At 66.3% G+C, this 13,680-nt stretch carries 16 protein-coding genes; 14 read left to right on the plus strand and 2 right to left on the minus strand.

Features of this window, described 5'->3' with window-relative positions:
• Positions 1-7: 7 nt before the first annotated feature.
• The 5 genes from dapC (at position 8) to J3S28_RS12385 (ending at position 3,177) form a co-directional block, all read left to right on the plus strand.
• Positions 8-1,123, plus strand: a complete 1,116-nt coding sequence (gene dapC, locus J3S28_RS12365) for a succinyldiaminopimelate transaminase (RefSeq protein WP_207840996.1) — start codon at positions 8-10, stop codon at positions 1,121-1,123.
• 170 nt (positions 1,124-1,293) lie between these two features.
• Positions 1,294-2,196, plus strand: coding sequence for a multinuclear nonheme iron-dependent oxidase (locus tag J3S28_RS12370; RefSeq protein ID WP_207840998.1), 903 nt, complete (start codon positions 1,294-1,296; stop codon positions 2,194-2,196).
• A complete protein-coding gene (locus tag J3S28_RS12375) occupies positions 2,174-2,647 on the plus strand; it encodes an SCO6045 C-terminal-like domain-containing protein (protein ID WP_207841000.1) in 474 nt (157 codons plus the stop codon). Before J3S28_RS12370 ends, J3S28_RS12375 begins: the two co-directional genes overlap by 23 nt.
• A complete protein-coding gene (locus J3S28_RS12380; RefSeq protein WP_207841002.1) occupies positions 2,644-2,889 on the plus strand; it encodes a hypothetical protein in 246 nt (81 codons plus the stop codon). Before J3S28_RS12375 ends, J3S28_RS12380 begins: the two co-directional genes overlap by 4 nt.
• A 12-nt stretch (positions 2,890-2,901) precedes the next feature.
• Positions 2,902-3,177 carry a hypothetical protein gene (locus tag J3S28_RS12385; protein ID WP_207841004.1) on the plus strand — a complete coding sequence of 92 codons (276 nt, stop codon included), beginning with the start codon at positions 2,902-2,904 and terminating at the stop codon, positions 3,175-3,177.
• A 92-nt stretch (positions 3,178-3,269) separates the two neighbouring features.
• Here J3S28_RS12385 and dapD read toward each other — a convergent pair whose 3' ends face one another.
• Positions 3,270-4,220, minus strand: coding sequence for a 2,3,4,5-tetrahydropyridine-2,6-dicarboxylate N-succinyltransferase (gene dapD, locus J3S28_RS12390; protein WP_207841006.1), 951 nt, complete (start codon positions 4,218-4,220; stop codon positions 3,270-3,272).
• A gap of 47 nt (positions 4,221-4,267) precedes the next feature.
• Between dapD and J3S28_RS12395 the strand changes: the two genes are divergently transcribed.
• Entirely contained in the window at positions 4,268-4,972 is a 705-nt protein-coding gene (locus J3S28_RS12395) for a helix-turn-helix domain-containing protein (RefSeq protein ID WP_207841008.1), read from the plus strand.
• A gap of 40 nt (positions 4,973-5,012) precedes the next feature.
• Here the strand turns inward: J3S28_RS12395 and J3S28_RS12400 are convergent, their stop codons facing one another.
• The gene (locus J3S28_RS12400; RefSeq protein ID WP_207841010.1) at positions 5,013-5,411 is read right to left on the minus strand and encodes a VOC family protein; all 399 of its coding nucleotides are present in this window, start codon (positions 5,409-5,411) and stop codon (positions 5,013-5,015) included.
• 290 nt (positions 5,412-5,701) lie between these two features.
• On the opposite strand from J3S28_RS12400, the gene dapE reads away from it, so the two are divergent.
• From dapE to J3S28_RS12440, 8 genes are all read left to right on the plus strand, one after another.
• Positions 5,702-6,799 (plus strand): succinyl-diaminopimelate desuccinylase, encoded by a 1,098-nt coding sequence (dapE, locus tag J3S28_RS12405; RefSeq protein ID WP_207841391.1) that lies wholly within the window; start codon positions 5,702-5,704, stop codon positions 6,797-6,799.
• Positions 6,800-6,809: 10 nt separating this feature from the next.
• The gene (locus J3S28_RS12410; protein ID WP_207841012.1) at positions 6,810-7,565 is read left to right on the plus strand and encodes an LOG family protein; all 756 of its coding nucleotides are present in this window, start codon (positions 6,810-6,812) and stop codon (positions 7,563-7,565) included.
• Positions 7,562-8,101, plus strand: coding sequence for an LOG family protein (locus J3S28_RS12415; RefSeq protein WP_207841014.1), 540 nt, complete (start codon positions 7,562-7,564; stop codon positions 8,099-8,101). Before J3S28_RS12410 ends, J3S28_RS12415 begins: the two co-directional genes overlap by 4 nt.
• Before the next feature lie 102 nt (positions 8,102-8,203).
• Positions 8,204-9,982, plus strand: coding sequence for a long-chain-acyl-CoA synthetase (locus J3S28_RS12420; RefSeq protein WP_307797076.1), 1,779 nt, complete (start codon positions 8,204-8,206; stop codon positions 9,980-9,982).
• Between the two features lie 12 nt (positions 9,983-9,994).
• A complete protein-coding gene (gene folP / locus J3S28_RS12425; RefSeq protein ID WP_207841018.1) occupies positions 9,995-10,894 on the plus strand; it encodes a dihydropteroate synthase in 900 nt (299 codons plus the stop codon).
• Positions 10,891-11,925: a glucosyl-3-phosphoglycerate synthase gene (locus tag J3S28_RS12430; protein ID WP_207841019.1), complete on the plus strand. Its 1,035-nt coding sequence runs from the start codon at positions 10,891-10,893 to the stop codon at positions 11,923-11,925. The genes folP and J3S28_RS12430 overlap by 4 nt, the downstream gene beginning before the upstream one ends.
• Before the next feature lie 139 nt (positions 11,926-12,064).
• Positions 12,065-12,925 carry an SDR family oxidoreductase gene (locus tag J3S28_RS12435; RefSeq protein WP_237341486.1) on the plus strand — a complete coding sequence of 287 codons (861 nt, stop codon included), beginning with the start codon at positions 12,065-12,067 and terminating at the stop codon, positions 12,923-12,925.
• A complete protein-coding gene (locus J3S28_RS12440; RefSeq protein ID WP_207841021.1) occupies positions 12,922-13,662 on the plus strand; it encodes an acetoacetate decarboxylase family protein in 741 nt (246 codons plus the stop codon). The genes J3S28_RS12435 and J3S28_RS12440 overlap by 4 nt, the downstream gene beginning before the upstream one ends.
• Positions 13,663-13,680: the final 18 nt, after the last annotated feature.

Here is a 13,680-nt window from a genome sequence, read left to right on the forward strand (position 1 = left end):
GACGCCGATGTCTGTGCTGCGTGGCCGGGCGCCGGTGTCGAGGCGACTCCCGGACTTTCCCTGGGACACGTTGCTCGGTGCCAAGGAGCGCGCGGCCGCACACCCCGGCGGGATCGTGGACCTGTCGGTCGGTACCCCGGTGGACCCGGTCGATCCGCTGATACGCGATGCGCTGGCAGCAGCATCCGGTTTTCCCGGCTATCCGACGACCATCGGCACCGCGGAGGTGCGCAGGGCCGCGATCGATGCGTTGAAGCGCAGGCACGGCATCGATGGTCTGGACCTCTCTATGGTGCTCCCCGTGATCGGCACCAAAGAGGCGATTGCCGGGTTGCCGTCGACCCTGGGGCTCGGCGCGGGTGATCAGGTGGTCATACCGGAGGTCGCCTACCCGACGTACGAGGTCGGTGCTCTGCTCGCGGGTGCGGAGGCCGTCCGGGCCGACTCGCTGACCCAGCTGGGCCCCGCGACGCCGGCGATGATCTATCTCAATTCACCGTCGAATCCGACCGGCAAGGTGCTGCCTGTCGAGCATCTGCGCAAAGTCGTCTCCTGGGCGCGCGAACGCGGCACGGTGGTGGTGTCCGACGAGTGTTACCTGGGCCTGGCCTGGGATGACGAGCCCGTCTCGATCCTCGACCCGCGGGTGGCCGACGGAGACAACACCGGTCTGCTCGCGGTGCATTCGCTGTCGAAGACGTCCAACCTCGCGAGCTATCGTGCCGGGTTCCTTGCCGGTGATCCCACGCTCATCGGCGAGCTCCTGGCCGTACGCAAGCACGCCGGGATGATCGTTCCGTTCCCGATCCAGGCTGCGATGGCGGCGGCACTCGGCGACGACGGGCATGCAGCCGAGCAGCGGGAACGCTACCGGATGCGCCGCGAGACCCTGAGAAACGCGGTGACCGGCGCCGGGTTCAGGATCGATGAATCCGCTGCCGGACTGTATCTGTGGGCCACTCGCGACGAGCCGTGTCGCGACACCGTCGCGTGGCTCTCCGAGCGCGGAATCCTCGCCGCACCCGGCGACTTCTACGGACCCCGCGGAGCGCGGCACGTCCGGATGGCGTTGACCGCCACCGATGAGAGAATCGCTGAGGCAGCGAGCCGTCTGGCCTCCTGACCTGCGTCGTCGTAGCTGTGTCCAATCTGAGACCAGTCCGTTACCCTTTACTTCGAAGTTTCGGTGAAACTGTGGACAAGAAGCAGAACTGACTACGAATCTGTAACTCGGACAACGGATTCGAATGTGGCCAACGTCGTCCACTCGTGAGCGAGTGAAAGGACGCGCACATGAGGGCACAAGTCTCGGGTTCGACCATCGCGTGGCGCCCGGCCATCTCGGAGATGCTTGTCGGGCTTGCCGACGCCGGATCGCTGACCTTCACCGAGGTCGTTGCCGAGAACATGACTCCTGGCCGGTTGCCCAGCGGGGTCGAAGAACTGCGGACGCGGGGCGTGGTGGTGATCCCGCACGGGGTGGGACTGGGTCTCGCCGGAGCGGACCTACCAGACCCGGAACGGCTGACACATCTCGCGAGACTCGCGCGCGAGCTGGAATCGCCGCTGGTGAGCGAGCACATCGCCTTCGTCCGGGCCGCCGAGTCCCCGGATGTCATGCACGGGGACGTGCTCGAGGCCGGCCACCTGCTGCCGCCGCCGCGGACGGGCCAGGCATTGGATGTCCTGTGCGACAACATCTCCCGCGCTCAAGATGTGCTGGGGGTGCCGTTGGCCCTCGAGAACGTCGCGGCGCTGATCGGCTGGCCGGAAGACGAGTTCGATGAACCTGACTACCTGACCGAGATCGTCCGCCGCACCGGTGTGCGGCTCGTTCTCGATGTGGCCAACCTCTACGCCAGTGCAGTCGCCCGAGGTTCAGACCCCGTGGCCGATCTGTGCCGATTCCCGTTGGCACACGCGGCGTACGTCCATACGGCCGGTGGGCGCTTCCGGGAGGGGATGTACATCGATACCCACGGAGATCCGATGATCGACGATGTCGGGTCGATGCTCACGGCGTTTGTCGCGCACTGCCGCGAGGGTGGTCTGCCACTGCCCGGGATCATGCTCGAGCGTGACAGCGACGTCACCTCGGCCGCGGTGGCCGCCGACCTGGAGGTCATCGACCAGATCATCGGTGCGGCAACCTCGCGCGGGCAGGAGGAATCGCGTGACCTCGAACCCAGCACGTGACGACGCCCGGGCAGCCCTCGCGGCACGGCAGCACGCGGTGGTCACGGAACTGCTGGCCGGAAGGGTGCCGGCCGGGTTCGATCCGGTGGGGTCTGCCCTGACCAGTGACATCCTCATCGGAAAACGCGCATCGGCGGCCCTGCGGGCAGGACCGCAACTCCGCACGCTGCCTCAGTGGCGGCGCCGGTTCGTCGAGTACGGACGGCAGGTCGCGGTCAGCGGATGCGCGCACGATGATGTCGCGGCGTTCACTCGGTGGCTCGGAACGCGCTCCGACCTCGACGGCGTGACGCGGGACTGGCTACGCGTCGAAAGGGTATACGCCGGCGCCAGGCGGACTGCGTGGGTGCGTTATCGCGGTAGGCGCGTGTTGATCATCGGGATCGGTTCGAACACTTGGCATCTAGCTGTTTCGCGACCACGAGAGAACGAGAAGGAGGGATTGTCATGACCATTGCGGTGATTGTGATCGTCGGACTGGTGAGCGCAGCGGTGCTCTTTTCGACGAGGGCGTTCTACGGCGGCTCCGGGTCGGACACCGCCCGCCGACGTCGTCCGGGCGGCTGGGTCGGAGACGGCAGCGGCGGTGGCGGCGAGGGTGGCGGCGGTGCCTCCTGCGGGAGTTCGTGCGGAAGCAGTTGCGGGGGAGGGTCCTCCGGTGGTGGTGGCGGTTGTGGAAGCAGCGGCGGATAGGAGGGTGAGGCAATGACAGTTCTCGTGGTGGTGCTGGCGTGTGTGGTGGGCGGGGCGGTGATTGCCCTGATCGCGGTCGTGGGGTCGCATTCGTCCAGGGTGGCCGATCGATACCGGGATGATTCCGGTGGCACGGGTGGGTACTGGAGCGGTTCGTCCGGTAACACCTGGGATTCTGGCCACCATCACGGCGACAACAACAGCTGCAGTTCGGGTAACTCCTGCAGCTCGGGTTCGTCGTGCAGCTCGTCCTCATGTGGCTCGGGCTGCGGCGGAGGCGGGGACTGATCGGGCGCCCCCCCACCCGAATTCGCGCCGCCCACCGGTAACAACCGGTGGGCGGCGCAAATTCGGGTGGAGCAGTGGAGAAACCGCCTGCTTCAGTTGGCGTGCAGCGCTGCGTTCAGCTCGATGCCGTCGCCCTTCCACGGCACGACCTCAACCGCGCCGGTGGTGCTGTTGCGCCGGAACAGGATGTTGCTCTTGCCGGAGAGGTCGCGAGCCTTGACGACAGTGCCATCCGGACCGGTGACCTTGGTACCGGCGGTGACGTAGAGTCCGGCCTCGATGACGCAGTCGTCGCCGAGCGCGATGCCGCAGCCGGAGTTGGCGCCGAGCAGGCATCGCTTCCCGAGGGAGATGATTTCCTTGCCGCCGCCGGACAACGTCCCCATCGTCGATGCGCCGCCGCCGACGTCGGAACCGTCTCCGACGATGACACCTGCCGAGATGCGTCCCTCGATCATCGACTGGCCCAGTGTGCCCGCGTTGAAGTTCACGAAACCCTCGTGCATGACGGTGGTGCCGTCGGCGAGATGTGCGCCGAGGCGGACGCGACCGGCGTCGGCGATCCGGACCCCGCTCGGCACAACGTAATCCACCATCCGGGGGAACTTGTCGATGCCGTAGACGGTCACCGCACCGCGGCTCTTGAGCTTCGCGCGGGTCACCTCGAAGCCGTCGACCGCGCACGGGCCGAAGTTCGTCCAGACCACGTTGGACAGCTTGCCGAACACGCCGTCCATGTTCGCGCCGTGCGGGATGACGAGTCGGTGGGAGAGCAGGTGCAGTCGCAGGTAGGCGTCATGGGCGTCGGCGGGGGCATCGGCCAGCACGATCGAGGTGCGCACGGCCACGGTCCGGACGCCGCGGGCCGAATCGGTGCCCACCAGCGACGACAGTTCTGCGGGGGTACCGGCAGCGTCGAGTTCGGTGGTGCCGGATTCGCCCGCCTCGGTCAATTCGGGGGAGGGGTACCAGGTGTCGAGCACTGCGCCCGAGTCGGTGATGGTGGCGATGCCGATGGCGGAGGCTCCAGATGCGTTGGTCACGGGTCAGGAGTTTACGCGGGGCGATCTGACCGAGGACAATGGAGCGCGTGGGTTACTCCGAGCAGCGCTCGACGCTGGTCCCGGCGACCGTCTGGCGTCGCCAGGGGCCGGTCGTTCCTGTCGAGATCTTGCCCGACGGCTGCATGGATCTGATCTGGACAGGTAACGGGCTGCTGGTCGCCGGGCCCGACACGGCCCCGGTCAGCGCGGCGGGCTCTGGCGAGATGGTGGCGTTGCGGTTCGATCCCGGCGTCGCAGCGTCGGTGCTCGGTGCCCCGGCCGACGCGATGGTCAACGGCCGCGTCGACTTCGCCGACATTGCGGGGGCGTCGCAGGCCCGTCGCCTGTCCGAGGAGGCCGCCGCCGGAGACCCGGGAGATGTCCTAGAGCGCTTCGCGGCCGCGCAACTCGACCGGAATCCACCCCCGCGATGGCTCCATCCGGCGACTTCCCTGCTGTCGGCGGGCCACCAGGTGGCGGGCGTCGCCGATCAGATCAGTGCCAGTCCGCGGCAACTGCAGCGCTGGTCGCGGCATCACTACGGCTACGGCGCGAAGATGCTGCAGCGAATCCTCCGGGTGAACGCGGCGATGACCGGTCTGCGGACGGGTTGTTCGGCCGTCGACACGGCATACAACTGCGGATACGCCGATTACGCCCACATGTTCCGCGACTTCCGGTCCGTGACCGGCCGCTCACCCGCGGATTTCATTCCTCCCGCCCCCGATGATGGGTTGTTCTGGCGAAGCTGACCTGGGCTTTTACTCGCCAGAACAACTCATTTTCGGGAGGTCAGGGGAGCGCGGCGTAAAAGTCGACGGTGTTGCCGTTCGGATCGGTGACCGTGGCGTATCGCTGACCCCACACCGCATCGAACGGTGCGAGGTGTCCGGCGTACCCGGCTGCGGTCACCACCTCGTAGCGCGCGTCGACCTCGGCGGGAGCAGAGCACTCGAAGGCGAGCGAGATCCGCTGGCCACCCGTCGCGGGACGCCAGTCCGGATCGAAGGTCGCGACGCTCGCGGCGGTGTCGAGCAGGATCCGGAACCCTCCGGCTGCAACGGCTTCCGCATGTGGGGCGCCGGCATCCTCGGGAAAATCCAGACCGCAGGCGCGATAGAACGCCAGCGACTCGGCCATGTCGTCGACGACGATCGACAGGGCGTTGAGGTTGGGTGTCGTTGATGTCATGGTGTCGACGCTATCGCCGCCGCCGGCTCACCGGCATGAACAATTCGGACAGTTCTGACGTCTGGCTAGTTGTATTGACCCGGCCAGTTCAGGGCCGGTGTCCGGGGTAAGACGTTGCTCTCGGGCTTGGGTTCCGGTGGTCGAGGGCCCGGCCGCATCTCTGATGCTGATCCTGCGCGGTTGCGCATTGACAGACACCACCGGTCCCGGGACGGAAGTGCTTGCGCGCCAGATGTCTGGGCAAGGCTGACGACTGCGGTGCTTCGGACGCTACGGTGAACACCGTGAGCATTCCCGCATTGGACCTGCACTCCGACCCGATCGAGCTGACCGCCGCGCTCGTCGACATCGCCAGCGAGAGCCATGACGAATCCCTCATCGCCGATGCCGTCGAAGCCGCGCTCCGCGAGCAGACCACCGGGTTCGAGGTCGTGCGCCACGGCAATCGGGTGTTGGCCCGCACCAACTTCGGGAAGAGCCGGCGGGTGATGCTCGCCGGGCACCTCGACACGGTGCCCATCGCCGACAACGTACCGAGCCGGCGAGAGCGCGACAGTGCCGAGGGCGATGTGCTGCACGGTTGCGGGACGGTGGACATGAAGTCCGGCGACGCGGTGTTCCTGCACCTGGCCGCCACCCTCGACGACCCCGGGTGTGATCTGACGTTGATCTTCTACGACTGTGAGGAGATCGCTGCCCGCTACAACGGTCTCGGCTTCATCGAGCGAGAGTTGCCGGAGTGGTTGCGCGCCGATGTCGCGATCCTCGGTGAACCCACCGCAGGCCAGATCGAGGCCGGGTGCCAGGGGACACTGCGGGCACGATTGACCGCGTCCGGAGTGCGGTCACACTCGGCGCGGTCGTGGAAGGGCGACAACGCGATCCACAAGCTCGGATCGGTGCTGCAGACCTTGGCCGACTACAGTCCTCGGCGCGTGGACATCGACGGCTGCGAATACCGCGAGGGGCTTTCGGCGGTGCGCATCGACGGTGGCGTGGCCGGCAACGTCGTACCCGACGCCGCGAGCGTCGACGTGAACTTCCGGTTCGCCCCGGATCGCTCCGTCGAGCAGGCCACCGAGCACGTGCGCGAGGTGTTCGCCGCTGCAATCGATTCGGGCGCGGTCACCTTCGAGATCACCGACGCGGCAGGAGGGGCGCTGCCCGGATTGTCCGACCCGGCGGCAGCCGCGCTCGTCGCCGCGGCCGGCGGAAAGTTCCGGGCGAAGTTCGGCTGGACGGACGTCTCCAGGTTCTCGGCCCTCGGCATCCCGGCGGTCAATCTCGGCCCGGGCGACCCCAACCTCGCGCACAAGCGCGACGAGCGGGTACCCACCGCGCAGATCACCGAGGTGACCGACATCCTGCGGCGATATCTGCTGAGCTAGCGTCGTGGCCATGCCCCAACCCGACCGCGACACCAGGCTCAGCTACCGCGGCGCAGCCCGGATCCGCGAAGACCAGACCACTCCGACGCAGACCACCGATCAGCGGCTGCTGCGGTCGGCTGACTCCGACCGCGATCCCTGGCGGGTGCTGCGCATCCAGTCCGAGTTCGTCGAGGGCTTCGACAACCTGGCCACGGTCTCCGGAGCGGTGACCGTCTTCGGATCGGCGCGCATCGCCCCAGACACCCCGTATTACGACCTCGGCCGTGAACTCGGCGGTGCGCTCGCCGACGCCGGGTATCCGGTGATGACCGGCGGCGGTCCAGGGCTGATGGAGGCGGTCAACCGCGGGGCCTGCGAGGCCGGCGGTTACTCCATCGGTTTGGGCATCGAGTTGCCCTTCGAGCAGAACTTGAACCAGTGGGTTGATCTCGGAATCAATTTCCGATACTTCTTCGTCCGCAAGACGATGTTCGTGAAGTACGCGCAGGCCTTCGTCTGCCTCCCGGGAGGTTTCGGCACCCTCGACGAATTGTTCGAGGCGTTGACCCTGGTGCAGACCCGAAAAGTCACCCAGTTCCCGATCGTCCTGCTCGGCACGGAGTTCTGGGGCCCCCTGCTGGACTGGGTGCGCGGCACTCTCGTCGAGCAAGGCTTCGTCTCGCCCGCCGACGTCGAGCTGCTGCAGGTGACCGATTCGGTCGCCGATGCAGTCGCGATCATCGGTGAGTCGCGCCAGCGGCAGGGCGGGGAGGACCTCCGATGAGCGCCATCTGTGTCTATTGCGCGTCCGGCCCTGTCGCGGACCGTCACCTGGCGTTGGCCACCGAACTCGGCACCGCCATCGGGGCCGCGGGCCACTCCCTGGTCTCCGGTGGGGGCAATGTCTCGATGATGGGTGCCATCGCGGTCGCGACCCGGAACGCTGGTGGTCAGACGGTCGGAATCATTCCGAAAGCGCTGGTACACAGGGAAGTCGCCGACGTCGACGCGGACGAGCTGGTGGTCACCGACACCATGCGGGAGCGTAAACAGCAGATGGATGACCGCGCGGACGCCTTCATCACCCTTCCCGGAGGGATCGGCACCCTGGAAGAGCTGTTTGAGACGTGGACGGCCGGGTATCTGGGCATGCATGACAAACCGGTGGTGCTGCTCGACCCGGACGGGCACTACGAACCACTGCTGCAGTGGTTGGACACTCTCGCAGGAACCGGCTTCGTGTCGCGATCGGCGCTCGACCGGTTGCTCGTGACGCGCACGGTGCCCGATGCGCTGGCAGGCTGCGGTATTTATCTGTGAATGTCGGTAACCTCTTCTACGCGACCGCGACGGGGCGAGGTTGACCGGGGCGGGGTTCGACTAAATTCAACCGTGGCACAACTCACAAGCATCGGAGCTTACGTGGCGAACGAAACCCGGAACAGTGTTGGACTACTCGATGTCGCCAAAGGCGCCCTGGGCATGGTTCCCGACCTTCCGGGGGTCATCCGGCACGCGCCCGGACTGATCCTGCGTCGCCCCAAAGCCGAGGCCACGATCGGCTCGGTCTTCGACGGGCTCGTCGCCAAGCACCCCGAACGTCCGTTCATCCGCTTCGAGGGCAAGTCGATCACCTACGGCGAGGCCAATCGGCAGGTCAATCGTTACGCCGCGTTCTTCGGCAAGAACGGGGTCGGTGTCGGTGACGTCGTCGGAGTGCTCGCCAAGAACAAACCACAGACGCTGCTCGTCATGCTCGCCGCGGTCAAACTCGGCGCGATCGCCGGCATGCTCAATTACAACCAGCGCGGCCACGTGCTGAGCCACAGCCTCGGCATCCTCGACGCAACCGTGCTCGTGGTGGATCCGGATGCCAAGGAAGCCCTCGACTCCATCGACAGGGCCGAAGCTCCCGACGTCACGGTCGATTTCGCGGAACTCGACGACGCGTCCGAGGGGCTGAGTGAAGAGAATCCATCCGTCACCGCTGGTCTTCCGGCGTCCACGAAGGCGTTCTACATCTTCACTTCGGGTACCACCGGAATGCCCAAGGCCAGCATCATGTCGCACTACCGGTGGATGACGAGTATGGACGGCATCGGCGGGATGGGTGTGCGGTTGCGGCACAGCGACACCATGTACTCCGCCCTGCCGCTATACCACAACAATGCGCTGACGGTTGCCCTGTCGTCGGTGCTCGCCTCGGGGGCGTGCCTGGCCATCGGCAAGTCGTTCTCTGCCTCGAAGTTCTGGGACGACATCATCCTCAACCGGGCCACCGCGTTCTGCTACATCGGGGAGTTGTGCCGGTACCTCATGGCACAGCCGGAGAAATCCACCGACCGCAGTCACGGTGTGAACATCATCGTCGGCAACGGGATGCGATCGGAGATCTGGGACGACTTCACCAAGCGTTTCGGCATCGAGCGGGTGGTCGAGTTCTATGGGGCCTCCGAACTGAATCTCGCCTTCATCAACGTCTTCAACCTCACCAAGACGGCGGGGTTCTGCCCGCTTCCGTTCAAGATCGTCGAATACGACGCCGAGACCGGTGATCCCGAGCGCAACGCAGAAGGCAGACTGACGGCAGTACCGAAAGGTGGCTCCGGACTGCTGATCTCAGAGATCTCCGATCGCGTCCCATTCGACGGGTACACCGACGAAGAGGCCTCGGACAAGAAGATCATCAAAGACGCGTTCAAGTCCGGGGACCGTTGGTTCAACTCGGGCGATCTGGTCCGGGATCTCGGGATGCACCACATCGCGTTCGTCGATCGGCTCGGGGACACGTTCCGGTGGAAGGGCGAGAATGTCGCCACCACCGAAGTGGAGGCCGAACTCGGCGGCGTCGACGCGATAGATCACTGCGTCGTCTACGGCGTCGAGGTGCCCGATACCGACGGGAAGGCCGGAATGGCTGCGGTGACCCTTCGCGACGGTCAGGAACTGGACCCGAAAGCGCTCGGCAAGCATCTCTACGACTCCCTGCCGGCATACGCGGTGCCGCTGTTCGTTCGCGTGGTCTCCGAACTCGAACAGACCTCGACGTTCAAGAACCGCAAGGTGGAATTGCGCGACGAGGGTTTCGCCGACGTCGGGGACGACAAGCTCTACGTCCTCAAAGGCAGCGACGACGGATATGTCGAGTTCTACGACGACTATCCGCAAGATGTCGCCGCGGCGAAGGTTCCGCGCGGCTAGGGGCCGGCTCACATGACGCTGCCCCAGCGCAGCCCGGCCGGGCCGTCCGTCTCGCCGACCCTGTGTGGCCGTCCCGTCGCCACCGACCGCGCCCTCGTCATGGCCATCGTCAATCGCACCCCGGACTCGTTTTACGATCGCGGATCAAGCTTCACCGACGACGCGGCGAAGTCACGGGTCGACCAGGTGGTGGCCGAAGGCGCGGACGTCGTCGACATCGGTGGGGTGAAGGCAGGGCCCGGTGCGGATGTCGACGCCGCCGAGGAGACGCGCCGTGTGTTGCCGATGATCGAGTGGATCCGGGGCAGGCACCCCGATCTGATCATCAGCATCGACACCTGGCGCGCCGAGGTGGCCCGCGCGACCGTCGCGGCCGGCGCCGACCTGATCAACGACACCTGGTCGGGTGCCGATCCCGAATTGGTGGCCGTGGCCGCCGAGATGTCGGCGGGCATCGTCTGCTCCCACACCGGTGGGGCCGTCCCACGCACCCGGCCGCACCGCGTGCGGTATCCGGATGTGGTCGCGGATGTGCACAGTGAACTCACCCGTGCTGCCGATCATGCGTTGGCCAGTGGCGTCAGACAAGATTCGATCGTGATCGACCCCACCCACGATTTCGGGAAGAACACTCATCACGGGCTCGCTTTGTTACGCCACGTGAACGTTCTGGTTAATACCGGTTGGCCAGTGCTGATGGCGCTCAGCAACAAGGATTTTGTAGGGGAGACTCTGGGTGTAGGCCTGGAAGATCGGCTGGAGGGAACTCTCGCCGCGACCGCACTTGCCGCCTCGGCCGGGGCTCGCGTGTTTCGCGTACACGAGGTTGCCGCCACTCGAAGGGTGGTCGATATGGTTGCCGCTGTGAACGGAACCAGACCACCCACCCGAACAGTAAGGGGTTTGGCATGACCGCTGGGAAGCAAGTCACTGGAAAGTCCGACCGTGCCTGGACGCCGATTGCGTCCGCACCCGACAGCAGACTGAAAGGCCGGAGCTCGCCTCACTCCGTGTGGGCGGCCGATCACAGCTGGGATCGTCCCGATTGGACCGTCGACGAGCTCGTCGCGGCGAAGAACGGCCGCACCGTCTCGGTGGTGTTGCCCGCACTCAACGAAGAAGAGACCGTGGCCGACGTCATCGCGTCGATCCGCCCGCTCCTCGGCACCCTCGTCGACGAGCTGATCGTGCTCGACTCGGGCTCCACCGATGCCACAGCGGAACGCGCACTCGCTGCGGGCGCTCAGGTCATCACCCGCGAGGAAGCCGTTCCCGAGGTAGAGCCCGTGCGAGGGAAGGGCGAGGTGCTCTGGCGCTCGCTCGCCGCCACCACCGGCGACCTGATCGCGTTCGTCGACTCCGACCTGATCGATCCGGATCCGATGTTCGTGCCCAAACTCCTCGGCCCACTTCTCATCAACGAGGAGATCCAGCTGGTGAAAGGCTTCTACCGGCGGCCGCTACGCACCGGGCAGGTCGAGGACGCCAACGGGGGAGGCCGGGTCACCGAACTCGTCGCCCGACCGCTGCTGGCCTCGTTCAAACCCGAACTCACCGCGGTACTCCAGCCGCTGGGGGGCGAATACGCGGGAACACGCGAGCTGCTGTGCGCAGTGCCGTTCGCTCCCGGGTACGGGGTGGAGATCGGCCTGCTGGTCGACACCTACGACCGTTACGGCATGGCCGGTATCGGCCAGGTCAACCTGGGGGTGCGGACGCACCGCAACCGTCCCCTGGTGGAGCTCGGTGTGATGAGCAGGCAGATCGTCGGAACCCTGATGGGCAGGTGCGGCATCGAGGACTCGGGCGTCGGACTGACCCAGTTCAAGATCCAGCCGGACGGCACCTTCTCCCCGAAGACCACCGACGTCTACCTCACCGATCGGCCGGCGATGAACACACTGCGGCCCGCGGTCGCGGAGCGTAGTCGCCGCGCCTCCTAGCTCCACCCGATCCGCTTTCACGACGACGAGCCGCCGATAGGCGGCTCGTCTTCGTATATCCGGCTCGTCCATGGATCCGGCACGCTATCGTAGAAACTAGAACATGTTCTAACTACGGGAGTTGTCAATGTCGGGTTCGATGTCGGGGAAATCAGTTCTGGTCACCGGAGGTGGCAGCGGGATCGGCGAGGGGATCGCGGCGCTGCTCGCCGAACGTGGTGCCCAGGTCACCATCCTGGGGCGCAATGCCGAGCGACTGGGTGCGGTCGCGGAAAAGCTCAACGCCGCAGCCGGCGGGTCGTCGGTGCTGGGACATTCCGCCGACATCACCGACGAGGACCAGGTTGCGAACGCGGTTGCGGTGGCCACCGCGCGTACCGGCCGGCTCGACGGCATCGTCGCCTGTGCGGGCGGCAGTGAAACGATCGGACCGATCACCCAGATGGACACCGAGGCCTGGAAGCGGACCGTGGACCTCAATCTCAACGGCACCATGTTCACGATCAAACACGGTGCGCGAGAGCTCGTTCGCGGTGGAGGCGGCGCAATCGTCGCCATCTCGTCCATCGCAGCCAGCAACACCCACCGGTGGTTCGGCGCATACGGTGTCACCAAGTCCGGGGTCGACCATCTGGTGGCCTTGGCTGCAGATGAGCTGGGCGCGAGCAATGTTCGTGTCAATGGCATCCGACCGGGGCTGACCCGCACCGAACTCGTCGGGATGATCACCCAGGATCCCGCGCTGAGCGAGGACTACCGCGTCAGCACGCCGCTGCAAAGAGTCGGAGAGGTCGAGGACATCGCGGGCCTGGCGCTGTTCCTGCTCGGCGAGGAGTCCACCTGGATCACGGGACAGGTGATCAACGTCGACGGTGGTCAGATGTTGCGTCGCGGACCGGATTTCAGTTCGATGCTCGAGCCGCTGTTCGGCGCGGAAGGACTGCGCGGTGTGGTGGCCGTGCCGGACGGACAGGTCTCGGATGAGGTGGCGGCATCATGACCGCTCACGACGTGCTGGGCACGGCGATCGAGATGCCGGTCCGAATCCGGCAGGCGAGTTGCTTCGTGGCCGGGTTCACGGCGTCGGCGGGCGCTGTCCAGTCCGCCATCGCCCACACCGGCCTGGAAGTCCTGCGCATCAGGCCGGGCCGCGCGATGTGCATGCTCGTCTTCGTCGACTACGTGGACGGTGATCTGGGCCCGTACAACGAGTTCGGCGTCTGCGTGCTGGTCGCCGACCGGGAACGGCCCGGGCAGTCGATGGTGCGCAACCTGAAGGATCTCGCCGGCGGACAGGCCCGGGCACTGGTGCACCGACTGCCGGTCGACGGTGAGTTCACGCTCGCGGCTGGGCGCGGGATCTGGGGCTTTCCCAAGACGCTTGCCGAGTTCGACGTCGATCACCAGAGCCGGACCAAACGTGGGGTGGTCACCGAGGGCGGTCAGATGATCGCTGCGTTGACCGTGCGGCCGGGTGTCAAGGTGCCCGATTCGCCCGCCTCGGCGGTGCTGCGGGCGTATTCGCACCTCGACGGGGTCACCCGCGAGACGCCATGGGTGCTGAACAACACCGCAGACACGCGCACCCGACTCGGCGGTGCGCAGCTGCAGTTGGGCTCGCACCCGATCGCCGATGAGCTGCGGACGTTCGAACTCTCTCGCCGCGCACTGATGACGTCCTCTGTGGGGAAGATCGAGATGACCTTCGAGGACGCCGAGGTCGTGGCAAGGAGCTGACGCGGGCAAGCGCCCACC

Origin of the sequence: Williamsia soli, assembly GCF_017377795.1 — a bacterium.
In the GTDB taxonomy this organism is placed as follows: Bacteria; Actinomycetota; Actinomycetes; order Mycobacteriales; family Mycobacteriaceae; genus Williamsia; species Williamsia soli.